The following is a 25,579-nucleotide window of genomic DNA, read 5'->3' on the forward strand; positions in this document are numbered from 1 at the left end:
TGGGAGAAATTCCTCCCGCCCCTTTCAGGAACATTTTGATCTTTCCGGGAGGGCAGGTGAACGAGACGTTTACCTGGGCGGAGAAGAATTCTGTAATTTGTAGGGATACTGGGATGACACAACCTTTGATGCCGATGGCCACAGCCGTGTGGCTCGTAGACAATACAGCGCTGACCTTCAAGCAGATCGCCCTGTTTTGCCAGATGCATGAACTTGAAGTGCAGGGCATTGCAGATGGCACGGTTGGCACTAACATTGTTGGGCAGGACCCGACCGCAAGTGGCCAACTGACCTGGGACGAGATCAACCGCTGTCAAGCAGACCCAAGCGGTGTGCTGAAGCTGAGTGTTGATGACGTGAAAGCGATGCCGCGCACAAAAGGGCCCCGGTATACGCCGGTTTCCAAACGTCAGGACAAGCCGGACGCGATTGCATGGCTCGTGCGTCATCATCCTGAGCTGAGCGACCTGCAGATCAGCCGCCTTGTGGGCACCACAAAGCCAACGATTTCTGCTATTCGTGACCGCAGCCACTGGAACATCCAGAACATCAAGCCGCAAGACCCGGTTGGCCTTGGCCTGTGCCGTCAAACCGAGCTTGATGAAGCGGTTCGCAGCGCGGCAGAGCGCCGCCGCAAAGCTGACGAGAAAGCCGGTATCGTAACGGAAGAAGTGGCTGATGAAGCTTCTGTTGTACTGGTTGACCCACCTGCACCAGAACAGGCTGAAGACGACAAATAAACCGGGCGACAGCCCAAACAAAAAGCGCGAGGCAAATACCTCGCGCTTTTTTTGTCATCTGGAAATCCGGTTAATGCTTAATAAACCGGGACATTTCCTCTTTGATCCGGAGCTTCTGCTTTTTAAGCTCTGCTAACCGTATCGTGTCGGGACACGGTCGATGTTCTTCACGGGCGATGATCTCTTCAATTTCAGCATGTTTGGCGTTGAGTGAATTAACATGCGATTCTAGGTTCATACCCGTCACTCCTTTTCTTTGATAGTTGGACTGGATATTTCATCATTCTGTAACGCGGTTGTCACGGAAAAGATTGGCCTCATCCGACTATGCCTGTATCTTCGGGCACTTAGCAAACCCGGCTTTGAGGCCCTTTGAAGGATTATTGCGCGGAATGTCAGAGACTCGAAAAAACAGACTGGTGATTGCCATAACAGGAGCGAGCGGTGCCGCCTATGGCGTGCGGCTTTTGGAGCTTCTGGGCCCCCAGGATGTTGAGACACATCTGGTGGTCTCGAAGGCCGGGGAGCGTACGATTTCAGAAGAATTGGATAAAACCTCCAAGGAAATCAAAGCGTTGGCGGATGTGGTTTACCCTGCGGCGGATATTGGCGCCGCGATCGCGAGTGGTAGTTTCAAGACCATGGGCATGATTGTTGCGCCGTGTTCGGTCAAAACCATGGGCGAGATTCGCACCGGGATTACCTCCTCCCTCATCAGTCGCGCGGCAGATGTTATGCTGAAAGAACGCCGCAGGCTTGTGTTGATGGTGCGGGAAACTCCCTTTCATCTCGGGCACTTACGCACCATGACAAGTTTGTCTGAAATGGGCGCTGTCATCATGCCGCCCATGCCAGCCCTTTATGCCAAACCCAAAACCATTGATGAGATGGTGACCTATACGGCCGCGCGCGCGCTTGACCTGTTTGGGCTGGACGCAGGCGATATCAACCGCTGGGGTGAGGAAAAATAACGCCACACCCGCCACACATCTGTGGCGAAAGTGTGCGCTAAACTGCGGCGGGTATGAGGCGTATGTGTGGCGTAAAGTGTGGCGCAGTATGTGGCGCAGCCCGCCTCACCGGGGTTGATCTCATTTCGGCGTCAGAAGCTGCATGCAATAGTCGGGCACCTTAATCTCGTCATCACCCGTGCGGCTGAACATCAGGTCACTGAAGTGGCCCGTGTTAACCAGTTTACTGCCTTCATAAATTTCAAAGCGGTATGGCCACATCACACCGTCGATCCGGCGGTAGTCCAGCTCGCGCCCATATGACTTGCCGCCAAACCACAGCCCGCCGATCAGGCCGGTCTCCGTGTCCACACCGATGTGGAACCCCTTCCAGCCTGGGCGATAGATATTATACCACGCAAGGCCCGCATAGGGCGCAGTGGTGGGTGCACCAGGCTCTGCGGGGGCGAGGATCGTCTGGCTATCGCTGAGGAGAAACAGGAAGTTACTATAGAGCGAGCGCATCATCTTGTTTTCTTCCGCTTCGGGAAGCGGCGCACAGTGCCCGTCAATATAGCTATACCCGCGCCCGGCACCGGCGATCTTGCGCTCAAGTCCGGCCTCGCTGGTTTCTTCCTTGGCTATGGCCGTGTTGCGGAAATCATAATGCATGTCGGTCACGTGGGGCAGTTTGGCGCCCGGTTCACGGGTATAGAGCCGCATGCGTGCGGAGGTGAGGGTCATCAGGGCATCACCACCGTGTGCCGCCCGCATCTCGGCCAGCATTTCACTGGGCGTTGGAGCCGCAAATGCCAGCGGGCCGGTTAGCATGCTTGAAAGGGCCAAAAGGCCCGCAAAAATCCGAACAGAAATCATCTTCACCTCAACAAAATACCATGAGGCTTATCGAACTGCTGATCGGTGGTTGGCTCAAGTACTGTGCGACAAACGGGGGCTAGGACACGCCGGACCGCGCCACCTGTTGCGCGGCGTCCCTGAGGGGGAGGCGAATTTCGTCGGGCAACCCAAGGGCATCGGCATGGTTTATAAAGCCTGAGGTGAAAGCCTCTCTGCTTGTAGCGCCGGGGGCGCCACTCAGGCAGGCGATCAGCGCTTTTTGCGCCCGCTTTTCTATCTCAAGCTCCTGCGCCAGAAACTCCCGGTAGCCGCCGCTGTCTTTCATGCCCCGCCGTATCTCCCGCAGTGGCCCCAAAATCTCTGTTTGCCAGAGGTTTGAGGTGCCATGAAGCGCCGCTGTGGTCTCGGCAGAGAGCGCCAAAGCTTCACCGTCGCACCACAGATAAAGGAGCAGCAGGTTCACATCGGCACCAAAGCGGTCCTGCGCTTCAAGGCACGCTTCCTTGACCAGCGGTTTCCCATAAACCGCCACGGCAAAGCGCCAGAAAATATCCGGGTCATGCACCAGCTTCTGAATAATATCAGGGGCTTGCACGTCAGCCCTCTCTTCCTTGTGATGATCGGTCATGCTATAACGGCGTACTTTGGGCAAATCGGGTTTTGAGGCAGTTGATGGAAGAGGATGACATCCGGGGGCAGATGGCGGTTCTCATGCAGGAACACAGGGATCTGGACGATGCGATCACAGCGGTGACGCGCGCAGGCACCTTTGATCTGTTGCAGGTGCAGCGGCTCAAGAAGCGCAAGCTGATGCTGAAGGATGAGATCGCCAAGCTCAAGAATATGCTGGTACCGGATATCATTGCTTAAACGGGTAATTTCCAAAAGGTGCGGTGGCGTCTAGCGCACACCGTCCTCGCCCTTCTGTTCTTTTTTGTTCTCATACATGGCTTTATCAGCTTTATCGAGCGCATCATCCGGCTGGTCGCCGGAGCGGAAGGTGTAGGTGCCGTAAGCAAGGCTCATCTCGATCGTCTCACTACCAAGCGGCAGCGGATGGGACGCAATAAGCTTCGCAAGCGATGCGGCTTTTTCAGCTCCCACCGTTTCATCAGCCTGCGCGAGGATCACACCAAACTCGTCACCGCCAAGCCGGCCAATTACATCGGTGCCGCGCACATTTTCAGTGAGCAGCCGCGCCACATGAAAGAGCGCCTTGTCGCCCGCTTCGTGGCCGTAACGGTCGTTGATCTGTTTCATGTCATTGAGGTCAATGAACATGAGGGTGGACGGGGCACCGTACCGTTCCGCGAAAGAGATCATGCGGTTCAGCTCACGCACAAAAGCCCGCCTGTTGGGTACAGGCAAAAGGGCGTCTGTGTCGGCCACATCTTCCATCTCACGCAGGCGGCGCTGGGTGTGGTCAAGCTCACGCCTCAGTTTATCCACCTCTTCCATCAGGGACATGATCGCCCGCTGCACGCGCGGGGTCATTTCCTCAGGGGGGATGGTGCTTACGTTAACGGTGTCGTCAATTTGCCGTGGGGCACTGGCGCTTGTTGCGCTACCGGTCGCTGATGTCCGCCGGACCTCCCGAGTGGGTGCAGTACCTGTAACACCGGGTGTATTGGTAATCTTCATAAATAACCTGTGGTCCGTGGCAAATAATACTCTTCTAAAGCATTATGCCGCTATTGGGAATCGACTTGCAAGCTTGGGCTTGAAAATCATGGCCCAACGCCCCTTGCAATCGCAATCCGCCTGCCTATAATGCGCGCTCCGCAAGCCGGTGCCGTATAGATTGGCACAACAAGAGTGCCCGGCCCCTTGCATACTCGTGAGCGTGAGGACAGGCATGACGAGCGACAGCCCCCTTGTTGGTATCATTATGGGTAGCCAGTCTGACTGGCCGACAATGAAACACGCTGCGGAGGCGCTTGACAGCCTTGGTGTTGCGTATGAGACCAAGATTGTCTCTGCCCACCGTACGCCGGACCGCCTTGTGGAATATGCCAAAACTGCCAAGGGCCGTGGCCTTAAGTGTATTATCGCGGGCGCGGGCGGTGCGGCGCACCTGCCTGGTATGGCTGCCGCGATGACCCCACTGCCGGTTTTTGGTGTGCCTGTACAGTCCAGCATGCTTTCAGGTAAAGACAGCCTGCTTTCTATCGTGCAGATGCCCGGCGGTGTGCCGGTTGGCACCCTTGCAATTGGCAAGGCAGGGGCAAAAAACGCAGGGCTTCTTGCGGGCGCGGTTATTGCGCTGATGGATGACGCGGTTGCCGCCAAGCTGGATGACTTCCGCGCGGCGCAAACCGAGAGCGTCGCCATAGACCCGGTGGATGAGGGCTAGACGCCGCGAGCGCTAGCGATAGAGATTTAACATAGAGGCAAAGAGCGTCGACATGACCCAGATCGCACCCGGCGGTACTATTGGTATTCTAGGCGGTGGCCAGCTCGGCCGTATGCTTGCGCTTGCAGCGGCCAACTTTGGCTATCGCTGCCATATCTTTTGCCCGGATGAGCGCAGCCCGGCGTTTCAGGTTGCCCATAAGGTTACGGTGGCTGACTATGAGGATGAGGAAGCACTTGAAGCTTTCTCGCGCGATGTTGATGTGGCCACCTATGAGTTTGAAAATGTGCCTGCCGTAACGGCGGAACTGGTGGCGCGTGATACGCTCTTGCGCCCCGGTGTGAAAGCGCTCAAGACCACGCAAGACCGGTTGCTTGAGAAAGATTTCCTCAATGCGTCTGGCGTGAAAACCGCGCCCTACAAGGCGTTTGAGACCGAAGAAGAGCTCAAGCTCGCCATGAAAGAGATCGGCCGCCCGGCTGTCGCCAAAACCCGGCGGTTTGGCTATGACGGCAAAGGGCAGGTGATGATCAAGTCACGCTCTGACCTTGACCGGGTGATGGAAGTCACTGGTGGTGCACCGGCAATCCTTGAAGGGTTTGTCACCTTCGACCGGGAGGTAAGTGTTGTGGTGGCCCGCTCGGCCTCAGGTGACGTGGCCGCGTTCCCGGTGTCTGAGAATGTGCATACAAATCACATCCTCGATACAACGACCGTGCCCGCAGCTATTTCAGAAATGCTGGAAGCCAAGGCCAAGGTGATGGCAACACGGGTTGCCAATGCGCTTGAATATGTGGGTGTGATGGCGGTTGAGATGTTCATCAACGATGGCCAAGGCGATATTGTGGTGAACGAGATTGCGCCCCGCGTGCACAACAGCGGCCACTGGACGATTGAGGGGGCTGTCACCAGCCAGTTTGAGCAGCATATCCGTGCCATATGTGACCTGCCGCTTGGCCCAACCGATGCCAGAGGCAAGGTGCGGATGAAAAACCTGCTGGGGCCTGACATTCTGGATTTCGAGCCGTATCTGCAAGACCCGCTTGCCCACTTCCATCACTATGGCAAGCAGGAACCCCGCCCCGGCCGCAAGATGGGCCATGTGACATGGGTTGAGACAGACTAGAACCCAAAAAAGGAGGCTTTCGCCTCCTTTTCTTTTTGCTGCTATGGGCTGCCTGCGGTCCTATCCGTCACGCGGTTGCTGTACCTCAACTAAAGGTGTATAGTACGCAAAGCTTGGATGGCCTGATGGGGGACAAATGCGGCCCATTCTTTCTCTCTTTATATGCATGCTGGTTGCTGCCTGTGCGGCGCAGCGAACGGATATGGGCCCATGGCCCGACCGGGCGCATGAGAGGAAACTGCTGGAGCGGGTGTCACTTGGCGGGCGCATCATTGCCATTGAGCAGGTGCCGCGTTTCCTCGTTTCCACCGGCAAGGGCAGCGCGATCAATTATAGCTCATCGTTTGACCATTATATGTTCTGGGACTGGTGCCGGGGCGGTGGTTTTGAATGGCAGATGGTGACCCTGAGGCCGGACGGGCGCGCCACATCAGGCTGGTCCTACACCCACACGCTGATGACGAGGGAAACTGCCGAAGGGCGCGATATCAAGGTAACCGAAGGCTACCTGAAGGGGGTGATCATCGACTATCAGGCGCTTAAAGCGGCGGGGCTTTCGTTTTTCAAGCCCGGTGCGTTCAGGTGTGATATCAGGACAGCGGACGCGGTTGCCGCCTAGGGGCGATGAAGCACCCATGTGGCGTGGTCAGCCTCAACCGTGAAGCCGTATTTCTCAGCAAAGGCATAAACGACTTTTCGCATGGGGTAGCCCTTGGTGCGGCCCCAGTGCCAGTCATCCCCGGTGATCTGGGCATCGGGCCACAGGGCAAGGCAAACCTCAAGGTCAACCGCCTGTTTGTTCGCATCAATATAAATCAGCTCAGGCTCCAGCCCTATATCCTTCAGCCCATAAAGTGCGTCTGGTGACAGGCCACGAACGGGTACAAAGCGCCCTTCAAAGCCGCGCAGGTTAGCAAGCGCAGTGGGGAAGGGGCCCTGGCGTGCAATGTCTGCTGCGAAGCGTTCCTGCATCTCTCGCTCCGGGTAAGCGCGGGTGAGGGCCGGGCGGCCTACATAACGCGCGCACTGCTCAATCAGGCCATCATCCCATGGGTCCACACCAACAACCTTGAGGTCAGGGTCGAGCGAGAGCCAGCGTTTTGTGCTTGCGCACAGGAAACAGCCGATCTCCAGCATCAAGGCGGGTTTTTGCTCAAGGATGATCGCATCCACCAGATGCCGCCCGCCGCCGCCGAGCGTATAGTCCCACGCGGTAACGCCGGTGGTATTGGGCCAGGGGTGTTTGGCAGCCAAGGTTTCAAATGCGGTGGTCATCGGCAAAGTATTCCAGATAGAAAAAGGGCGCGAACTGCCGCCGCGCCCTAACCGTTCAAATCCTTAAAGGATCGAGAAGCCTGTTGCTGCCCAGTCTTTATCAAACGCCGCGAGACCGTTTGCAGTCAGCGGGTGGTTGAACAGCTTCCGAAGTACATCGATCGGGAAGGTGGCGACATCAGCGCCGATGCGGGCTGATTCGAGGATATGCGCCGGGTGGCGTACGGAAGCCACAAGAATCTGCGTATCGAACTGATAGTTGTCGTAGATTGTGCGGATATCGTCGATCAGTTCCATGCCGTTAAAACCAACATCGTCATGACGGCCAACAAAAGGCGAGATGAAAGTAGCGCCGGCTTTTGCTGCCAGAAGCGCCTGGTTTGCCGTGAAACAAAGCGTCACGTTTACCATGATGCCTTCTGCGCGCAGGGCTTTACATGTTTTAAGCCCTTCGATGGTGAGCGGCACTTTAACCGCAATATTGTCTGCGATCTTGGCGCACTTGAGGCCTTCCTTGAGCATGGTTTCATGGTCGTGGGCAACAGTTTCAGCCGACACGGGGCCGTCTACTTCGCTCGCGATTTCCTTGATCACTTCAAAAAACTCGCGGCCAGCTTTCTTGATGAGTGACGGGTTGGTTGTCACGCCGTCGAGAAGGCCGGTGGCATTCGCTTCGCGGATTTCGTCGATATTGGCGGTGTCGAGGAAGAATTTCATCTTATGCTCCTTGGGTCCCTGAAGGGCGCTGGGTCGTAGGCTTTGGTTGGCCGCAATTGGTTGAGAATGCTCTAGGCGGCACCATAAAACGGTTTTCCCGGCTTGCCTAATGAATGTTTGCTATCTTTGCAACCTGTCTTTTACCGTGTTTGCCGCCAGAAATGCCTCGGTTCCTAGGCTTCGACGGGATGTTCGCCCTCACTCTCACCGCTCAACTGTTTTGGTTTGACGAGAAGAGCGGCGAGCATCACCGAAGAGGCGGCGATGAGAAGCGCCATATAGGCATTATTATAGGCAATCATCGCCGCTTGCTGCGAGACTATCAGGTTGCTGATCTCAAGCTGCTGGGGTGTGCTTGAGCTCGCTGAAATAACGCCTTGGGGCGCGAATGCGCGAAGGGGTGTCAGGCGCTCAACCAGTTCCGAGTGGTTGATTTGGCTGTAGCGGCTGACAAGGGCCACAACCACAGAGATTGATGCCGCTTGCCCAAGGCCGCGGGTAAGCGAGAACACGGAGGAAGCCTCAACCTGCAAATGATTGGGGATGGTGGCATACGCGATGGTGGAGGCAAGCACGAACAGCACGCCAAGGCCAAAACCATGAAAAATGGGCGGAATGGCAAGGAGATATGCAGGGGTTTCCGTTGTAAGATGCACAAACGGATACAGGCCGCACGCGATCGCAACACCACCTGAGATCAGCAGGATACGCGGGTTAACGATCTGGGTCAGGCGGGGCGTTAACATCATGCCAGCCATAATGCCCACACCGCGCCACATCAGAAGGATGCCGGTATCCAGCACCGGGTAACCCATCAGGTTTTGCATCATGGGAGGTTGCAGCACGACGGAGGCTGTCATGTTGCCCGCTGTTATGAGCACCAAAATCATGCCGACGACAAAGTTACGGTCCCTGAACAGGGCGCCGGGTATGAAGGCTTGTCGGGAGAACCAACTGTTAACGACATAAACCCATAGAGCGATCCCGCAAATCAGGAAGTAGGCAATGATCTCATAACTTTCCAGCCAGTCTTCAGTCTCGCCGCGATCGAGTGCCAGTTGAAGCGCACCCACAACAAAGGCAAGTGAGAAAAAACCAATGCCGTTGAGTTCATGGCCTGGCGTCCTCATGCCGGGTTTCATGGTGGCAGCAATGCCGATGATAGCCAGAATGCCAACCGGCAGGTTGATAAAGAAAACCCAGCGCCATGAGGCCACATCCGTAATATACCCCCCGAGAGAGGGGCCAAGGACAGGCCCGACCATGGTCCCGAGACCAAAAAGCGCCATCATACGGGCACGTTCTTTGCTGTTTGATGATAGCCTGTTCAGGGTAGCCACTGCGAGTGGGATAAGCGGTGCGCCTGCCGCTCCCTGCAGTAGTCGGCTTGCGAGCATTGCCTCAAGCGTGAGCGAGAGCCCGCACAGTACAGATGACAGCGTGAAGAGGATCATGGAAAGCATGATCAAGCGTTTTACGCCGAAACGGCTGGCGGCCCAGCCAACGAGCGGCGTTAGCACCACGGCTGCGATAATATAGCTGGTCACAACCCAGGAGATTTGGTCAAACGTGGCCTGCAGGCTGCCTTGCATATGGGGCAAGGCCACATTGACGATGGTGGCGTCGATGGTGTGCAGCGACACGGCAAGCATCAGGCAAAACACCAGCCCGTTCCGGTGGTGTGCAATATCGGGCGCTACAGGTGTGCCTGGGCTTGGGCTCATGGCAGATTAGAGACCCACAAGGGCCTTGAGGTCCTTGAAGCTGCGCTGGTGACCCGTATCGATTGAGACTTCCACGCTCAGCCCGGAGCGGAGTGCTGACGTGTCTTGCCCATCGTTGAGCTTGATCTGAACCGGCACGCGCTGGGTCACTTTCACCCAGTTGCCCGTGGCATTCTGGGCAGGCAGCACGGCAAACTCGGCGCCTGTCGCAGGGTCAATTGATGCAACAACGCCTTGGAACTGCACCCCCGGCAGGGCATCAACCGTCACGTCAACAGGTTGTCCTACTTTCACGAATGTAAGTTCTGTTTCTTTTGGGTTGGCTTCGATGCGCAGGTCGCTATCGACAGTCATGCCATAGATTGGATATCCCGCGCTGACATACTCGCCCGGGTGCAGGTCGATCTGTGTGATCGTGCCAGCTGTCCGGCTGCGTACCTCAAGGCGTTCCAGATCAACCTTCGCTGCCTCAACGGCGGCAAGCGCCTGAAGGACAATGGGGTGCCGGTCTGCGGGTAGCAGGGCGTTGCCTCCAAGCTGGGTGAGCGCTACTTTCGTGGCCTCGTCCAGTACGGCAATTTCACGTCGGGATTCTTCAACCTTATGGCGTTGGCTATCAAGCGCTGATTCGGAGATATTGTGATCGGTCGCTAGTTGTTGTGCCCGGCTCAGTTCACGTTCTTCAAAGGCGAGGGTTTCTCTCTCCTTTTCAAGGAGCGCCAGACTTTTCCTGTAGTTTGCCTTCAACGCCTCGACGATATTTTCGGCGCGAACAACCCCAACCTTTGCTTCAGCCAGTTTGATCTTGGCTTCACTGTCATCGAGGAGGGCGATAAGCTGCCCTGCTTCAACGCGCTGATTGCGCTTGATATCAACACGGACAACTTCGCCGGACACGCGCGCAGCACCAGTGAGGATGCCGACACGCACATACGCATTGTCCGTTGTGACCATTCTGCCGCTGTTCAGATAAGCGTAGCAGACAATCAGGATGATTGCGGCGGGCACGCTGATATAGAGGGCGAGGCGTTTGATCATTGTTTCCCTCCGGCCTTGCGGTTGCTGGCGTCGGTGATAATGCGGTCAAGAAGGTTGAGGAGTGTTGAACGTTCCTCACCAGATAAAGGTGCCAGATACATCTCGGACACCTCGTGGATATGATCCATCACGCTTGAAATGATGGGGGCGGTTTTCTCTGTGACATACAGGCATTTTACGCGTCGGTCTGTCTGGCTCGCGCGACGTTCCAGCATGCCCCGTTCTTCAAGGGTATCAATCTGGCGGCAGACAGACATGGTGGCGATATCGAGCCGCTGCGCCAGTGCTTGTTGATTGATGCCAGGGGTACGCCACACGGCAATCAGCATCTTCGCCTGTGCGCGTGTGACATCGGGCCCATCTTCCGCATCAAAGGTTGCCCTGAGCAGGCGGAAGAGATCGCCGATCTGAAAAACAAAAGAATGGTCTTTGGAAGAGTTGGGCATGAAATACTCAGATTCGGGTATTTTATAAGTTATGCCTATTATAAGGTAAGCTTATTATTATGCAATATCGGAAATTGCCGTGACGTTGCGAACTGCTTATGGTGGCCTGAAGCAGACCACGCTGGTGGTTGGAAACTTCTTGAACGAGGCGCAATTTCGTGCGGCAGGCCCAACTTTTTGACATGCCAGACCCAAAACCGTCTTCCGCCGGTAAATCGGCAAAAGACGCGGGGCCAGAAGGGCCGCGCGTGCGGGTGCTGCTGCCGGTGCCTGCGCTGGGTGTGCTTGATTATGGGGTGCCGAAGCATCTTGCAGGCGAGCTTGAGCCCGGCGCGGTGGTTGAAGTGCCGCTTGCTGGGCGCACAGCAACGGGCGTGGTGTGGGACAGCGCCGAGGATGGTGGCCCTGCGGAGAGCGGTAAAAAGCTCCCTTACGCCAAACTGAAGGCTGTCGAGGCTGTCCTCGACCTGCCGCCCATGCGGCGTGACCTCCGGCGTTTCATTGACTGGGTTTCAGCTTATACGCTGTCTGCCCCCGGCCCGGTGCTGAGGATGAGCTTGCCTGCGTCTGCCGCTTTGCAGGCTGTGCCCGTTAAGCGGCACTACCGCACAACAGGCGCGACACCGGAGGGTGTGCGCATGACCCCCGCCCGGGACGCGGTACTGAAGGTGCTATCTGACGGAAAGCCAAGAATGGCACCTGAGATTGCTGCGCTTGCAGGGGTTTCTGATTCCGTGGTCCGCAGCCTTGAGAAAACAGGCTTGGTGCAAGGCATGGATATCTCTGTTGACCTTCCGTACCCGCAACCGGACACCAGCCTTGAAGGCCCGACACTGTCGGGCGAGCAGAGTGCGGCAGCCCGTGCGATCCGCGACAAGGTTTGGGAGGGTGGTTTTGCGCCTTTCCTGCTGGACGGCATCACAGGATCCGGCAAAACAGAGGTTTATTTTGAAGGTCTGGCTGAGGCTCTGAAAACAAAAGGCGCACAGGTGCTTGTTCTTGTACCTGAAATCGCGCTCACAAGCCAGTGGCTGGACCGTTTTGAAGCCCGGTTTGGAGTGGCGCCTGTGGTGTGGCACTCGGAAGTGGGGCAAGCGGAGCGGCGGCGGGCATGGCGCGCGGTGGCCTCAGGCGAGGCCCGCGTGGTGGTGGGCGCGCGCTCAGCCCTGTTTCTGCCGTTCAAGCATCTGGCTTTCATTACCGTAGATGAAGAACATGACCCATCCTTCAAGCAGGAAGAGGGGGTGATGTATCACGCGCGGGATATGGCTATTGTACGCGCCAAGCTGGCTGAATGCCCGATTGTGCTCGCGAGTGCTACGCCTTCGCTTGAGACGCTGGTGAACGCAGACGAGGGGCGTTTTGAAAAGTTGGTCTTGCGAGAGCGTCACGGCAATGCGGTTTTGCCTGAGATGCGCGCCATTGACATGCGAAGCGAACCACCTGAGGCGGGCACATGGCTTTCCCCCATATTGGTGCGCGAGATTGAGGCAGCGCTTGCGGCAGGGGAGCAGACCATGCTGTTCCTGAACCGCAGGGGCTATGCACCGCTCACACTGTGCCGCACCTGTGGTTTCAGGATTGAATGCCCAAGCTGTTCGGCATGGCTTGTTGAGCACCGGTTCCGGCGTGAGCTGCAGTGCCATCATTGCGGCCATGTTGAGCCTATCCCTGAAGCGTGCCCGGAATGTAAAAGCGAGGACAGCCTTGTGGCGTGCGGGCCCGGTGTTGAGCGGCTGTTTGAGGAAGTAAACCACAGGTTCCCGACCGCACGAACCTCTGTCATGACCTCTGACACAATGATGAGCCCAAGTGCCACGGCACAGATGGTGGGGCAGATCGCAAGCGGTCACCTTGATATCGTGATTGGCACCCAGATTGTGACCAAGGGCTATCATTTCCCGAACTTGACCCTCGTGGGTGTGGTGGATGCTGATCTGGGCTTAAGGGGCGGTGACCTACGGGCGGGGGAGCGCACCTACCAGCAGATGGTGCAGGTTGCAGGCCGGGCGGGCCGGGCGGAAAAGCCGGGCCGGGTGTTCCTGCAGTCCTATGAGCCGGAGCATCCGGTGGTGCAGGCCCTGTTGTCGGGTGACGGGGACGCCTTTATGGCGGCGGAGAAGGAGGCACGGGCACGGCATCATATGCCGCCTTTCGGCCGGCTTGTTGGGGTCATTCTTTCTGGCCCGGATATGAAAGACGTGCTGGATACGGGCCGTATGTTGGCGGCTAAAGCACCGATTGAGCATGGTGTGGCGGTTGTGGGCCCTGCGCCCGCACCAATGGCCCGCGTGAGAGGGCACCACCGTTTCCGTATGCTGGTGCATACAAAAAAAGAAGTGCGGGTACAGAAACTCATCTATGAGTGGCTGATGGCGGTAAAGCCCAAAAAGGGTGTGCGTATCAAGGTGGATATCGACCCCTATAGTTTTATGTGAGGTATCTTTTAACTGCTGCCATCTTCAGTATGGCAGATAGATGGAAATGGCAGTGTAGGTTTATATGGTCTGGATTATTTGTGGCCCCAGTTCTGGTGGAAAGAGTACATATTTTCACAGCACAGCAAAGAAACCCTTCGATAAGAATGAACCCGTGGACCTTATCTTCCCTTCCGGTGGGACAACCGGCCCTGTGGATGGGGTAATACACTATAATGTCTTGCAAAATATAAGCGTAGAAAGAGGCGAGTGCGGGAACGTTCAGGTGGTGCTGCCGCCATATGGGTCATGTGAGTTCTGGTCCAAGTTGGTTGAGGATTACGGAACCGATATCAATGCCATAGTATTGGTTTGTAGCCAGAAGGAGCTGCTAAGGCGCGTTGAAAAACGCACGGTAATTGAGCTTTACGCCGATGGCTCGAGCAAACATCCTGCCTACGATAGCGAATTCTGGGATTTTATATATAGAACGGTCGATATGAAGAGGGTCTACGACAGGTGGCTGAGGGAGTTGGAGCGCCGAGGCGTCGCGTACCGTTTGATTGACAGCAGTAATCAGTCCTACACCAACATTACATCAAAAGATGATGCGTTTGATTTGATAGATAGTGCTTGATAACCGACCTTTCTGTGATGGAGTTTGATTATGCCTATAAGCGAAGTGGGTGTTGGCCCCGTTTTTTGTTGCTACGCCGGTTGATTGCCGTCATCTCCAGCTGGGTTATCTAGCCCGATCCCAGCCTTTGATGATGCCCCGCGGCGAAGCAGCGATTCTTGTTAGCCTTGGTATTCGGCTTTCAACGCTTCCAATTCTTCCTGGTGACGCTGTTTCATTTCCTGCTTTTCATCAGCGTGGCGGTCCATCACTTCCTTCTGCTCGTCTGGTGATTTTTCACCCATCTGAGCAATCTCGGACCGTTGCTGGTCCATCAGTTGGTTCCACTCCTGATGTTGGCGGTCTTTCAACTCACGAAGTTTCTGAGCAAACTCTTTATCCTTCGCAACTTGATTTTGCACAGTGCCAGCCACAGGCGTTGTTGCTGTTGCAGAAACTGCAGGGGCAACAAAGCCTGAAAGAGCAATCGTGGCCGCGAGTACGGTTTTGGTCATCATATGTTTCATAGTTCACACTCCCTTGAATTAGCCCCCTTGAGTTAGTTTATGCTGCTGTAAATTGTAAAAAATAGGGCGGCAAGGTGCCCAAAATGAGGTCGTGTCAGATTGTCTGCCACGCGCTGGAGTGCTAAGAGCGGACAGTTATTTGGAAATCGAAGTCTGGAGGGGGTATGTCGGTAGACGTCAAAGACAAGGCTGCTGAGGTCTATAAGGACGTGACATGTTTGCCTGTTTTTTGCCCCGTGCCGCGCAGGCCAGGCAAGGGCGGCATATTTGATCGTGACAAAAAACTTATCCCCTCGACGCTCTTGTTTCGGCACAATTTCCCAGCCGGTATGACGCCGGAGGACCGGCCCGACTTGGTGACTGACCCAGCGGTGCGGACTGAAAGAATAGTGGGCGAGGGCGTTTTGGGAGAGACCAAAAATACTCTCAAGGGGCACTATATTTTTGGTGGTTATTTTTTCTATCACTATGGCCACTTCCTTTTAGAGACCTTGACCCGGCTTTGGTATTTCAAGCAGCACCCCGATGTGCCTGTAATCTGGATCACCTTTGAAGGGGACGATTTTGCTGACTGGCATATCGATCTCCTACGGCAACTCGGCGCACGGAACGAAATCATCTGCCTTAAGCAGCAAACCGAGGTTGAGAGCCTCGCTATTGCCGAGCCCGGCTATGTTATCTCCAGCCGGTACTGGGATTGTCAGGTGGATGCGCTGGCGCTCGTGCGGGGCTACACGCCTACGCCGGGTAAAAAAGTGTGGTTGTCTCGCAGCAAGCTGAAAAAGGGCGTTATTCTAAACGAGACGATACTTGAGAAGAATCTGAAAGCGTGTGGATGGACCATCTACCAACCAGAGGCACATTCCATATCGGATCAGGTTGCCATGCTGGCGGATGCAGAAGAGATCGCTGGCGTTGAAGGTTCTGCTTTGCACACGCTTGTGCTGATGCCGGACTTTCGAGGAAAAGTGACCATATTCGATAGGGTCCATGTCTCTGATTTTGAGATGATTGCAGACAAGCTTGGTGTGTCTCAACGCATGCTACAGGTGAACCGTATGTCGCTGCATTCCATCGCCAATACCTGGTCCAACGAGATAAACAGCTGGTGGAAAGACCTTGATGAGGTCTTGGCGCACCTGAATGCGAAGCGTGCGCCCGATGAGCAAACCGAGACACCTCCTCGCCTGGCCGCTATCGTCAAATCTGTGACTGATTACTTTGGGCTGAAAAATCTGATGGAGCTGTGGCCGGTCCATAATACGGTTACCTCCACCCTTGAGGGTGTGCAGCGCTATTCGGTTTCAGACAAGGCGCGATTCGATGTTCCCGCCGCCAAAAGCAATGGGGTGACCCATTTTGACATACGGCCCGATATTTTTTTCGCGACCGCATGCCTTCGTGCACCCATTGATCTCTATGTTTTCAGGGAAGCCGGGGCAGACGATAACTTTGAGCAGACTTTTTACAGCAGTCTCGATTGCAGCCAGGTCAATTCGCTCTGGATTATCGAAGTTCCTTCATCAGATAACCCTGGATACGGTGTGCTTGATGATATCCTCGAACGAAACCCTGCACTGACAGCGGTCCGCATCAGAGGCTCAAACTACGTGTTGTTGTGGCGTGCCATGCGGTCGCTGGCTGTCGCAAGCCTTGAGTGGCTAAGACGTGAAGATCTTGGGCAGAGCCGAACGTGGCAGATTGAGGAGCTTTCCCTCAATGATGCGGCCAAGCTGATTGTGGCAAACCGGAAACGCAATCGTTCCAACGCGCTGTAGATATTGATTCGACCAGAAGGGCTGGTGCGCAGCTCCGGTTTGACACCAAGAAGGTCGTTTTGTTGGAAGAGGCAAGACGATGGCAGTGTGGGCTCTTTAGCGCCTATAATATAATAGTGTTGTCACCCGGTATCAGAACGGGCGTCAAAGGTGCTTAACACCTGCATTTCGGGCGGTTATTTTGGTCCAACAACAGATAGATGGAGAATTGCTGTACTAGGCGGCTTGCAAGCACGAATTCTCTATGCTAGAGGGAGCACGCATTTCGGCTGGCCATAGCCGTGGCGGGTATGAATTTCATACCAACCAGAACAGGCCAAAATTGAGCGTAGGTGAGCCAATACTCGGCCATCTGCAAAGGTTCAACAGGTTCAGACCTAACCTAGGGGAACGTCTGACGTGACCTCGCACAAAGCGATAGTCTCTGGGATTTCCGGCCGCTATGCGGTAGCGCTTTTTGACCTCGCCATTGAGGAAAAGGCGCTCGATGCTGTCGAATCCGATCTCTCCAAGCTGAAAGCGATGATGGAAGATAGCGCTGACCTGCGTGATCTGGTGTCGTCGCCACTCTTCAGCCGGGAACAACAGTCAAAAGGCATTATTGGTGTTGCACAAGCGGCAAAACTGAATGCGATGACCGAAAAGTTCCTGGGTGTGCTCGCAGCGAATCGCCGCCTTGGCGCACTTGGTGCAACAATTTCTTCCTTCGAGAAACTTCTTGCGCATCACCGCGGCGAAGTTCGGGCAGAAGTTGTCAGCGCCCGCAAGCTCACGAAGAAGCAGCTCGGTGATCTTGAGAAAAAATTGAAACTGGCTGTCGGCCATGATGTGGCCATCGACGCTTCCGTTGATGAAACACTGCTCGGCGGTCTGACTGTACAGGTTGGCTCCCGCATGGTGGATGACAGCCTTAAGACGAAACTCGATAACCTCGCAATCGCCATGAAAGGGGTTCAGTGATGGATATCCGTGCAGCGGAAATTTCCAAGGTCCTGAAGGACCAGATCGCAAACTTTGGCAATGAAGCTGAAGTTTCTGAAGTTGGTACCGTTCTCTCAGTGGGTGACGGTATTGCTCGTGTATACGGCCTCGATCAAGTGCAAGCTGGTGAGATGGTTGAATTCCCGGGCGGCGTTAAGGGTATGGCCCTGAACCTCGAGACAGATAACGTCGGTATCGTTATTTTCGGTAACGACCGTGGCATTAAAGAAGGCGACACCGTTAAGCGGACAGGCGCCATCGTGGATGTGCCGGTTGGTAAAGGTCTGCTGGGCCGCGTTGTTGATGGTCTTGGTAACCCGATCGACGGGAAAGGCCCGCTCAAAGACGTTCAGCGTATGCGAGTGGAAACCAAGGCGCCGGGCATTATCCCACGTCAGTCGGTTTCTGAGCCAATGCAGTCTGGCCTTAAGGCTATTGACGCGCTCGTACCTGTTGGTCGTGGCCAGCGTGAGCTGATCATCGGTGACCGTCAGACCGGTAAAACCGCTGTGGCGATTGACACCTTCATCAACCAGAAAAGCATCAACGACGCCGCAAAAGACGACAGCGAGAAGCTGTTCTGTATCTATGTTGCTGTTGGTCAGAAGCGTTCAACGGTTGCACAGATTGTTAAGTCGCTCGAAGAAAACGGTGCGCTTGAATACTCCATCGTTGTTGCAGCTACGGCTTCCGAGCCTGCACCGATGCAGTTCCTGGCACCATACACCGGTACAGCGATGGGTGAGTTCTTCCGCGACAATGGCATGCACGCTGTTATCGTACACGATGACCTGACCAAACAAGCTGTTGCTTACCGTCAGATGTCCCTGCTTCTTCGTCGTCCTCCAGGGCGTGAAGCTTATCCAGGTGACGTATTCTACCTGCACTCACGCCTTCTCGAGCGTGCAGCGAAGATGTCTGACGCGCGTGGCGGTGGCTCACTGACAGCTCTGCCGGTTATTGAAACACAGGCTGGTGACGTATCTGCGTACATCCCAACCAACGTGATCTCGATCACCGACGGCCAGATCTTCCTTGAGACTGAACTGTTCTACAAAGGTATCCGTCCTGCTATTAACGTGGGTCTGTCGGTATCTCGTGTAGGTTCAGCCGCGCAGATCAAAGCCATGAAACAGGTTGCGGGTTCCATTAAGCTTGAGCTTGCTCAGTATCGTGAGATGGAAGCTTTCGCACAGTTTGGTTCTGACCTTGACGCTGCGACACAGAAACTTCTCAACCGTGGTGCGCGCCTGACCGAGCTTCTGAAGCAAGGCCAGTACAGCCCGCTGCCGGTTGAAGAGCAGGTTGTGTCCATCTTCGCAGGTGTGAACGGCTATCTCGACAAGATCGCAACAACAGACGTTACGCGCTTTGAAGAGCAGTTCCTCGCTGAGGTTCGCGCCAAGCACGCTGACGTTCTCGCGACGATCCGCAAAGAAGCTAAACTGTCTGATGATACGATTTCCAAGCTGAAATCCATCCTCGACGCTTTTGCGAAGTCTTTTAGCTAAGAACCCGGATAGGAGAGGCTGAGCAATGCCAAGCCTTAAAGATCTAAAAGTCCGCATCAACTCGGTTAAGTCGACGCAGAAGATTACCAAAGCCATGAAAATGGTTGCTGCGTCGAAACTCCGCCGTGCGCAAGAAGCTGCGGAGGCCGCCCGGCCTTATGCAGAGCGGATGGAAAAAGTGCTCACGGGCCTTGGCGTTGCCGTCAAGGACCAGCCGGGTGCTTCACCGCTTCTTGTTGGCACGGGGAAAGACGATGTGGAACTGGTGATTGTTGCAACATCTGAGCGTGGTCTCTGTGGTGGCTTCAATACCAATATCGTGAAAGCTGCGCGCATTCACATTCGTGCTCTTATTGCTGCTGGCAAGACGGTGAAAATCCTCTGCATCGGCAAAAAGGGTTATGGTGTGCTGCGCCGTGAGTTCAGCGCAAATATCATCGACGTCAAAGATATGTCAGCGGTTAAACGCCTTGGTTTTGCGGATGCACAGCCAATCGCGACCGAAGTGCTGGCCATGTTCGAGCGCGGTGAATTTGACGTAGCGACGCTGTTTTATGCGAAGTTCCAGTCTGCTCTTGTGCAGATCACAACCAAGCAACAGCTTATCCCGACCCCAATGCCGGAAGCTGCCAATGAAAATGCTGGCGGCGATGATTTGGGTGGTGCTGTGTATGAATACGAGCCGGACGAGGGCGCAATCCTTGAGGATCTGCTGCCTCGGAACGTAGCTGTACAGCTTTATCGCGGCCTTCTGGAAAACGCTGCCTCCGAGCAGGGTTCACGGATGACAGCGATGGATAACGCAACGCGTAATGCTGGCGACATGATTGATAGCCTGTCCATCACGTACAACCGTACGCGTCAGGCAAACATCACCAAAGAACTGATCGAAATTATTTCAGGCGCTGAAGCGCTTTGAGTTGGTTACACGAAGGAGTGTAAAAAATGGCTAAGAATACTGGCCGCGTAACACAGGTAATCGGTGCTGTTGTCGACGTACAGTTCGACGATGCCCTGCCGGCAATCCTGTCAGCGCTGGAAACAACAAACAACGGCGAGCGTCTGGTTCTTGAGGTTGCATCGCACCTCGGTGAGAACACCGTTCGTACAATCGCGATGGACGCAACAGACGGTCTCGTGCGCGGCGCTGAAGTGCTTGACACTGGCGCGCCTATTTCGGTGCCGGTTGGCCCTGAAACGCTTGGTCGTATCCTCAACGTGATCGGTGAGCCGATCGACGAGCGCGGCCCTGTTGGCCACAAGCAAGTTGCTCCGATCCACGCTGAAGCACCTGCGTTTGAAGATCAAAGCACGGAAGCTGAAGTTCTGGTGACCGGCATCAAGGTTGTTGACCTTCTCGCGCCTTACGCTAAAGGCGGTAAGATTGGTCTCTTCGGTGGTGCGGGCGTTGGTAAAACCGTTCTCATCATGGAGCTTATCAACAACATCGCGAAAGGCCACGGTGGTTACTCCGTATTCGCAGGTGTGGGTGAGCGTACTCGTGAAGGTAACGACCTTTACCACGAGATGATCGAATCGAAAGTTATCAACCTTGACGGCGAATCCAAAGCAGCCCTCGTATATGGTCAGATGAACGAGCCTCCAGGAGCCCGTGCACGTGTGGCTCTGACAGGTCTGACACTGGCAGAATACTTCCGTGACCAGGAAGGTCAGGACGTTCTGTTCTTCGTTGATAACATCTTCCGCTTCACGCAAGCGGGTGCTGAGGTGTCAGCGCTTCTTGGCCGTATCCCATCTGCTGTGGGTTACCAGCCTACGCTCGCAACCGACATGGGTGCGCTGCAGGAGCGTATTACATCCACGAAGAAGGGCTCGATCACGTCCGTACAAGCGGTATACGTACCTGCGGATGACTTGACTGACCCTGCACCGGCTACATCGTTCGCGCACCTTGATGCGACAACGGTTCTTAGCCGTCAGATCGCTGAGCTTGGTATTTACCCGGCTGTGGATCCGCTCGACAGTACATCGCGTATTCTTGACCCACGCGTACTTGGTGATGATCACTACGCTGTTGCGCGTTCCGTTCAGGAAGTGCTGCAGAAGTATAAGTCGCTGCAAGACATCATCGCGATCCTTGGTATGGACGAGCTTTCAGAGGACGATAAACTGGTTGTGGCACGTGCCCGTAAGATCCAGCGTTTCCTCTCACAGCCGTTCCACGTGGCAGAGATCTTCACCGGTATTGCTGGTGAGTTCGTATCTCTCGAAGACACGATCAAGGGCTTTAAAGCGATTGTTGCTGGTGAATACGACCACCTGCCTGAAGCTGCCTTCTACCTCGTAGGCAACATCGAGCAAGCTGTCGCTAAAGCAGAAAAACTGGCTGCTGAAGCCGCATAAGCAAACGGGACAAGGACATCATGACCGATACCCTTCACTATGAAATCGTCTCTCCTGAGCGCCTTCTCAAGGACGCCGAGGCAGCGATGATTGTGGTCCCAGGCGCGGACGGTGACTTCGCCGCTCTGCCTGACCACTCGCCCATGATGTCCACCATCCGTCCTGGTGTAGTTGAGATTTTTGAGAGCGAAGGCGCTACGCCTGAACGCCTTTTTGTGAAAGGCGGCCTTGCACAGATCAGCCCAGAGGGTTTGACCATCCTCGCGGAAGAGACCATTGCGCTTGATAGCGTAGACACGGGCGAGCTGACGCAGAAAATCTCCGACACCCGCGAAGACATCGAAGACGCAAAAGACGATGTTGAGCGTGCCCGCCTTGAAAAAGAGCTGGCCTGGATGGTGGCGCTTGCGGATGTTGTTGCCGCCTAATAAGGCAGCACTCTAACGAATGAGAAAAGGCAGCTGTTTAGCTGCCTTTTTTATTTGATCTGGGATGGGTCATCATGGGCCCTCAACCAAACCTTCATTTTGGGGAATACGCACTCATCGCTGTTGGTGTTCTGCCCCGGCACAGCCGTGAGGCCATACCACGCGAGCAGAGGCAGGCCCGCGAAACACTCATCACTTTCATAGTGCTCCTTGAGCCACGTGGCCGCACCTTTGTAACCGTTGGAATGAAAAACAACTTCAGCAGGGATGCCACAGGTCAACGCCGCCGCATAAGACCAGGCGTGAGCGGCAATCTCTTCGCCCATATCATCCCCGGCGTTGTCGAAAGCTTTAGCCCTGATTGAGGGCGCCATTGCTGCAATATGTCCCGCTTCATGCAGCATGTCACCGGGATATGCGAGCTTGTCTGGGTCTATGGCGAGGCTGCCGTACTCAATTCGAACGCCGGGAAGGAAGGTATTATCCGGTAACGGTTTCTCATGCACGGGAATGCCGATAGACGTTAGAAAAGCGCTAATGCGCTGCGTGATTTCTGCTTCGGTCATATCGGCCTCGAATATATCTATACAGAGTAGTATTTAATATATTTATGAGGGTATTGGTTGCCGTTGACAAGAAGCTAGTCTCGATGGGGTAAAAGTTCCGCTAAAACCTTTCGGTAAACCGGGCGCTTAAACGGCACGATCTCGGTCAGGATGTTTGCGTGGTCTGTCCATTTCCAGCGCGCAAACTCAGGGTGCTCGGTGGCGATATTGATCGCGGTATCGGCGCTTTTGAGGCGCATCAGGAACCACTTTTGCTTCTGACCGCGATACTTGCCACCCCATACCTTGCCAAGGAGATGTTGGGGCAGGTCATAGGTCACCCAGTCTTCCGTGCAACTAAGTACATCGACATGTCTGGGCCTCAGGCCAATTTCTTCCTCCAATTCCCTGAGAGCGGCTTCTTCATGGCCCTCTCCGTCATCAATGCCGCCTTGTGGCATTTGCCATGCCCCCGGCATGTCGATGCGTTCACCCACGAAGATAAGCCCATCTTTATTGATGAGGAGAATACCGGCACAGGGCCGGTAGGGCAGGTCACTTTTGTTTGCCACGATTATGTCTCTTCAGGCTCAGCGAGGAGCAGGTTGCCGGTCCGCAACAGCGGTGATGGGCACGAGGATAAAACCACGTGCTTCAAGGCCCGCGGCCCAGCGATTGATAGCGTTGATCGTTACCGGATAGTTGTGTGCAACACCGACTGCCGACCCCACTGTCTGCGCATATTGCTCAAGCTCGGCCAATTCGGCGTTGATGGCGTCGGGTGCGAGATTGTCGTCTACATAGCGGTTGTTGTAGGCGGAAGGCAGCCCTATGGCGCGCGACATATTAACGGCACGGCTATATTGGGAGGCGCGACTATCCACCATCATCAGGCCACGGCGTTGAAGCTCATCCAGCACAGGCCGCAGGCTGTCTGCGGCAGCCGTGAAACGTGACCCCATATGGTTGATGATGCCCACATAGCCCGTGAGCCTACCTAAGGACGACTTCAAGAGGTTCACATTCTCCCGCGTGGAATAGCTCGCGAGCAGCGAAAGCGGCCCAGGGTCGTTCTGTGGGTAGTTCTGCGGCTCCATTGGGACCATCAACAGCACCTCATGCCCGGTGCGGCGTGCCTCTTCACCCCATTCCATAAGGTTGGACGCATAAGGCGAGAAAGCGAAGGTCACCTCAGAGGGTAGTTCGGCAATGGCCCGCCGTGTGTTGCGTGCCATCATGCCCATGTCGGTCACCACTATGGCAATCCGGTGTTTGGTGTCATTACGCGGCGCGGGGGCAGCATAAACATTAAAGGGTTTGCGGCCGTCATCCGCTATTTTCGGGAGCGGACCCTGATTTGACTGCTCAAGAAGCGCAGGGTCGGCCTCAACCCGCAATGTGCCTGAAATGGCGATCTGGGGCGCAGACGCGGGGGCGGATTGCGCCGGTGTGCTGAGCCCTGTTTCAGGGTCTTGCTGATGAGATTGTTGCTCAGGTTCTGCTGTTGGTTGGCTCAAAGGCATGTCTGCCGCAGGTGTATCTTCATCACCTGAAGCCGTGTGACCATCGTCTTCATTATCCGCCGTGCCAGCATCTGCGGGCGCGGGCTGCTGCTGAGGGGTAGTGTTTTCAGCAACCTCTTGGCGCGGCTGTTCAGGCTCAGCCTGATGCGAGGCCGGGTCATAGGTGAATTCGAAGAAGAGACCGCCGCCGATCACGATGATCAGGCTAACGGCCCACGCAATGAACAAAGCATTCCAATTGGACGGCACTGTCGACAGTTCCCTTTGATCTGTTAGTCAGTCCCGCCCAAGATGCGCATGTGCGCTTAATCCTGTCCGGCAGGTTGACGAACTTCCGCAACCTGAGACTTGGGTAGACTGGACATATCTTTCAACAGCTTAATCGCATACCTGAGCTGTACGTCAACAGGTTGTTTACCAGATTCTACATCTTCAAGCACTTGGGCGTCTGTTACCTCGGCTTCAAGAGCGATATCTTCCTCGCCCGTCATGTCGAGGCTGTCCTGATCATTCTGGATATGCCCTGTAAGGTCGGCTTCACGGCGCGGGTTGCCTGTCTGGCCTTTCGGGCGCGGGAACAGGACCTGAATATCAGGCTCAACACCACGCTCCTGAATGGAGCGACCACTTGGCGTGAAATAGCGGGCTGTGGTCAGGCGAATAGCACGGTCACCGCTGCGGCCGAGGCGAATTTCGCTTTGTACAGTGCCTTTACCGAAGGTTTTGTCACCCACAACAACGGCGCGGCGATGGTCCTGCAGTGCACCTGCTACAATCTCTGACGCTGACGCCGAATAGGCATTGGTGAGCACAACAACAGGCACGCCGTCCAGAAGGTCACCGGTTGTGGCGTACCAACGGTTGTTGTTCTGGCGGCGGCGACCACGCGTGGAAACAATCTCGCCCCGGTCAAGGAACGCATCGGAAACCCGGATAGCTTCATCAAGAAGGCCGCCGGGATTGTTGCGGAGGTCGAGGATCACACCGTCAAGCGATGGGCCCAGCTCATCCACAATGCTTGCGATGGCATCTTCAACACCTTCGCCGGTTTGCATGTTGAAGGTGGTGACGCGAATATAACCGATTGTCTGGTCTTCGATACGGTGGCGAACAGAGCGCACCATGATCTTCTCGCGCACAATTTCCACATCAAAGGGTGCGTCAGCGCCCTCGCGCACAACGGTAACAACAATAGGCGAGCCAACAGGGCCACGCATTGTTTTCACGGCTTCGGTAAGCGTTTTGCCCATAACGGCGTTGCCGTCAATGTGCGTGATGAAATCGCCACCCTGGATACCGGCTTTGTCTGCTGGCGTATCATCAATAGGCGAAACTACTTTCACGACGCCGTTTTCCATCTGCACTTCGATGCCCAGGCCGCCGTATTCACCTTCCATCTGCACACGTACCTGCTGGTAAACGTCCGGGTTAAGGTAGGTTGAGTGTGGGTCAAGCGAGCGCAACATGCCCTGGATGGCAGCCTCAATAACTTCCTTGTCGTCAACTTCATCAACATACTCAGACCGCACACGTTCAAAAATACGCATGAGAAGATCAAGCTGCTCGTAGAAGTCGTCCTGATTGGTTTGCTTGTCGGCATGTACCGGCAGCGCCATCATCAGGGCCATTAAGGTTCCCGTCACCAATTTCCGCATGTTGTTG

At 55.3% G+C, this 25,579-nt stretch carries 28 protein-coding genes; 14 read left to right on the forward strand and 14 right to left on the reverse strand.

The features are described 5' to 3' along the window. Positions 1-113 precede the first annotated feature (113 nt). Complete coding sequence (locus tag ACN0XZ_RS12225; RefSeq protein ID WP_417458056.1) at positions 114-740, forward strand: DUF1013 domain-containing protein; 627 nt, start codon at positions 114-116, stop codon at positions 738-740. A 70-nt stretch (positions 741-810) separates the two neighbouring features. On the opposite strand, the gene ACN0XZ_RS12230 is transcribed toward ACN0XZ_RS12225, so the two are convergent. Continuing rightward, the gene (locus ACN0XZ_RS12230; RefSeq protein ID WP_417458057.1) at positions 811-978 is read right to left on the reverse strand and encodes a YdcH family protein; all 168 of its coding nucleotides are present in this window, start codon (positions 976-978) and stop codon (positions 811-813) included. Between the two features lie 154 nt (positions 979-1,132). On the opposite strand from ACN0XZ_RS12230, the gene ACN0XZ_RS12235 reads away from it, so the two are divergent. Continuing rightward, positions 1,133-1,711, forward strand: a complete 579-nt coding sequence (locus tag ACN0XZ_RS12235; RefSeq protein ID WP_417458058.1) for a UbiX family flavin prenyltransferase — start codon at positions 1,133-1,135, stop codon at positions 1,709-1,711. Between the two features lie 120 nt (positions 1,712-1,831). On the opposite strand, the gene ACN0XZ_RS12240 is transcribed toward ACN0XZ_RS12235, so the two are convergent. Both ACN0XZ_RS12240 and ACN0XZ_RS12245 read right to left on the reverse strand, forming a co-directional pair. Then, positions 1,832-2,566 (reverse strand): hypothetical protein, encoded by a 735-nt coding sequence (locus tag ACN0XZ_RS12240; protein ID WP_417458059.1) that lies wholly within the window; start codon positions 2,564-2,566, stop codon positions 1,832-1,834. Between the two features lie 79 nt (positions 2,567-2,645). Next, entirely contained in the window at positions 2,646-3,176 is a 531-nt protein-coding gene (locus tag ACN0XZ_RS12245) for a TIGR02444 family protein (protein ID WP_417458060.1), read from the reverse strand. A 44-nt stretch (positions 3,177-3,220) separates the two neighbouring features. Between ACN0XZ_RS12245 and ACN0XZ_RS12250 the strand changes: the two genes are divergently transcribed. Then, positions 3,221-3,418: a YdcH family protein gene (locus ACN0XZ_RS12250; protein ID WP_417458061.1), complete on the forward strand. Its 198-nt coding sequence runs from the start codon at positions 3,221-3,223 to the stop codon at positions 3,416-3,418. A 30-nt stretch (positions 3,419-3,448) separates the two neighbouring features. Here the strand turns inward: ACN0XZ_RS12250 and ACN0XZ_RS12255 are convergent, their stop codons facing one another. Further along, a complete protein-coding gene (locus ACN0XZ_RS12255; RefSeq protein WP_417458062.1) occupies positions 3,449-4,189 on the reverse strand; it encodes a GGDEF domain-containing protein in 741 nt (246 codons plus the stop codon). Between the two features lie 214 nt (positions 4,190-4,403). Here ACN0XZ_RS12255 and purE point away from each other — a divergent pair, with 214 nt between their 5' ends. The 3 genes from purE (at position 4,404) to ACN0XZ_RS12270 (ending at position 6,646) form a co-directional block, all read left to right on the forward strand. Continuing rightward, positions 4,404-4,901, forward strand: a complete 498-nt coding sequence (gene purE, locus ACN0XZ_RS12260; protein ID WP_417458063.1) for a 5-(carboxyamino)imidazole ribonucleotide mutase — start codon at positions 4,404-4,406, stop codon at positions 4,899-4,901. A 52-nt stretch (positions 4,902-4,953) separates the two neighbouring features. Then, positions 4,954-6,027, forward strand: a complete 1,074-nt coding sequence (locus ACN0XZ_RS12265) for a 5-(carboxyamino)imidazole ribonucleotide synthase (protein WP_417458064.1) — start codon at positions 4,954-4,956, stop codon at positions 6,025-6,027. A 136-nt stretch (positions 6,028-6,163) separates the two neighbouring features. Then, positions 6,164-6,646 carry a hypothetical protein gene (locus ACN0XZ_RS12270; protein WP_417458065.1) on the forward strand — a complete coding sequence of 161 codons (483 nt, stop codon included), beginning with the start codon at positions 6,164-6,166 and terminating at the stop codon, positions 6,644-6,646. On the opposite strand, the gene ACN0XZ_RS12275 is transcribed toward ACN0XZ_RS12270, so the two are convergent. From ACN0XZ_RS12275 to ACN0XZ_RS12295, 5 genes are all read right to left on the reverse strand, one after another. After that, positions 6,643-7,302 carry a hypothetical protein gene (locus ACN0XZ_RS12275; protein WP_417458066.1) on the reverse strand — a complete coding sequence of 220 codons (660 nt, stop codon included), beginning with the start codon at positions 7,300-7,302 and terminating at the stop codon, positions 6,643-6,645. The two genes, ACN0XZ_RS12270 and ACN0XZ_RS12275, sit on opposite strands and share 4 nt — an antisense overlap. A gap of 63 nt (positions 7,303-7,365) precedes the next feature. Then, positions 7,366-8,019: a fructose-6-phosphate aldolase gene (gene fsa, locus ACN0XZ_RS12280; RefSeq protein ID WP_417458067.1), complete on the reverse strand. Its 654-nt coding sequence runs from the start codon at positions 8,017-8,019 to the stop codon at positions 7,366-7,368. A gap of 173 nt (positions 8,020-8,192) precedes the next feature. Beyond that, the gene (locus tag ACN0XZ_RS12285; protein ID WP_417458068.1) at positions 8,193-9,743 is read right to left on the reverse strand and encodes a DHA2 family efflux MFS transporter permease subunit; all 1,551 of its coding nucleotides are present in this window, start codon (positions 9,741-9,743) and stop codon (positions 8,193-8,195) included. 6 nt (positions 9,744-9,749) lie between these two features. After that, complete coding sequence (locus ACN0XZ_RS12290; RefSeq protein ID WP_417458069.1) at positions 9,750-10,781, reverse strand: HlyD family secretion protein; 1,032 nt, start codon at positions 10,779-10,781, stop codon at positions 9,750-9,752. Next, positions 10,778-11,227, reverse strand: coding sequence for a MarR family winged helix-turn-helix transcriptional regulator (locus ACN0XZ_RS12295; RefSeq protein ID WP_417458070.1), 450 nt, complete (start codon positions 11,225-11,227; stop codon positions 10,778-10,780). Before ACN0XZ_RS12295 ends, ACN0XZ_RS12290 begins: the two co-directional genes overlap by 4 nt. Positions 11,228-11,385: 158 nt before the next feature. Between ACN0XZ_RS12295 and ACN0XZ_RS12300 the strand changes: the two genes are divergently transcribed. Both ACN0XZ_RS12300 and ACN0XZ_RS12305 read left to right on the forward strand, forming a co-directional pair. Next, positions 11,386-13,665: a primosomal protein N' gene (locus tag ACN0XZ_RS12300; RefSeq protein ID WP_417458071.1), complete on the forward strand. Its 2,280-nt coding sequence runs from the start codon at positions 11,386-11,388 to the stop codon at positions 13,663-13,665. 64 nt (positions 13,666-13,729) lie between these two features. Further along, positions 13,730-14,281 (forward strand): hypothetical protein, encoded by a 552-nt coding sequence (locus ACN0XZ_RS12305; protein WP_417458072.1) that lies wholly within the window; start codon positions 13,730-13,732, stop codon positions 14,279-14,281. A gap of 161 nt (positions 14,282-14,442) precedes the next feature. On the opposite strand, the gene ACN0XZ_RS12310 is transcribed toward ACN0XZ_RS12305, so the two are convergent. Then, complete coding sequence (locus tag ACN0XZ_RS12310; RefSeq protein WP_417458073.1) at positions 14,443-14,787, reverse strand: hypothetical protein; 345 nt, start codon at positions 14,785-14,787, stop codon at positions 14,443-14,445. A gap of 164 nt (positions 14,788-14,951) precedes the next feature. Here ACN0XZ_RS12310 and ACN0XZ_RS12315 point away from each other — a divergent pair, with 164 nt between their 5' ends. The 6 genes from ACN0XZ_RS12315 to ACN0XZ_RS12340 all read left to right on the forward strand — a co-directional run bounded on the left by ACN0XZ_RS12315 (position 14,952) and on the right by ACN0XZ_RS12340 (position 21,849). Beyond that, on the forward strand, positions 14,952-16,565 hold the full coding sequence (locus tag ACN0XZ_RS12315; protein WP_417458074.1) for a glycosyltransferase family 61 protein: 1,614 nt from the start codon (positions 14,952-14,954) through the stop codon (positions 16,563-16,565). 399 nt (positions 16,566-16,964) lie between these two features. After that, positions 16,965-17,525, forward strand: coding sequence for a F0F1 ATP synthase subunit delta (locus ACN0XZ_RS12320; RefSeq protein WP_417458075.1), 561 nt, complete (start codon positions 16,965-16,967; stop codon positions 17,523-17,525). Next, positions 17,525-19,057 carry a F0F1 ATP synthase subunit alpha gene (gene atpA / locus ACN0XZ_RS12325; RefSeq protein ID WP_417458076.1) on the forward strand — a complete coding sequence of 511 codons (1,533 nt, stop codon included), beginning with the start codon at positions 17,525-17,527 and terminating at the stop codon, positions 19,055-19,057. Before ACN0XZ_RS12320 ends, atpA begins: the two co-directional genes overlap by 1 nt. A gap of 25 nt (positions 19,058-19,082) precedes the next feature. After that, a complete protein-coding gene (locus tag ACN0XZ_RS12330; protein ID WP_417458077.1) occupies positions 19,083-19,976 on the forward strand; it encodes a F0F1 ATP synthase subunit gamma in 894 nt (297 codons plus the stop codon). A gap of 26 nt (positions 19,977-20,002) precedes the next feature. Continuing rightward, the gene (gene atpD / locus ACN0XZ_RS12335; RefSeq protein WP_417458078.1) at positions 20,003-21,421 is read left to right on the forward strand and encodes a F0F1 ATP synthase subunit beta; all 1,419 of its coding nucleotides are present in this window, start codon (positions 20,003-20,005) and stop codon (positions 21,419-21,421) included. A gap of 20 nt (positions 21,422-21,441) precedes the next feature. Further along, on the forward strand, positions 21,442-21,849 hold the full coding sequence (locus ACN0XZ_RS12340) for a F0F1 ATP synthase subunit epsilon (RefSeq protein ID WP_417458079.1): 408 nt from the start codon (positions 21,442-21,444) through the stop codon (positions 21,847-21,849). Between the two features lie 50 nt (positions 21,850-21,899). On the opposite strand, the gene ACN0XZ_RS12345 is transcribed toward ACN0XZ_RS12340, so the two are convergent. The 4 genes from ACN0XZ_RS12345 to ACN0XZ_RS12360 all read right to left on the reverse strand — a co-directional run bounded on the left by ACN0XZ_RS12345 (position 21,900) and on the right by ACN0XZ_RS12360 (position 25,572). Continuing rightward, the gene (locus ACN0XZ_RS12345) at positions 21,900-22,415 is read right to left on the reverse strand and encodes a hypothetical protein (protein ID WP_417458080.1); all 516 of its coding nucleotides are present in this window, start codon (positions 22,413-22,415) and stop codon (positions 21,900-21,902) included. Between the two features lie 74 nt (positions 22,416-22,489). Then, positions 22,490-22,969, reverse strand: coding sequence for an RNA pyrophosphohydrolase (locus ACN0XZ_RS12350; RefSeq protein ID WP_417458379.1), 480 nt, complete (start codon positions 22,967-22,969; stop codon positions 22,490-22,492). A 15-nt stretch (positions 22,970-22,984) separates the two neighbouring features. Beyond that, a complete protein-coding gene (locus tag ACN0XZ_RS12355) occupies positions 22,985-24,166 on the reverse strand; it encodes a divergent polysaccharide deacetylase family protein (protein WP_417458081.1) in 1,182 nt (393 codons plus the stop codon). Positions 24,167-24,222: 56 nt separating this feature from the next. Continuing rightward, a complete protein-coding gene (locus ACN0XZ_RS12360; protein ID WP_417458380.1) occupies positions 24,223-25,572 on the reverse strand; it encodes a S41 family peptidase in 1,350 nt (449 codons plus the stop codon). Positions 25,573-25,579 lie beyond the last annotated feature (7 nt).

The sequence above is a fragment of the Kordiimonas sp. genome (assembly GCF_048264555.1).
GTDB lineage: Bacteria > Pseudomonadota > Alphaproteobacteria > Sphingomonadales > Kordiimonadaceae > Kordiimonas.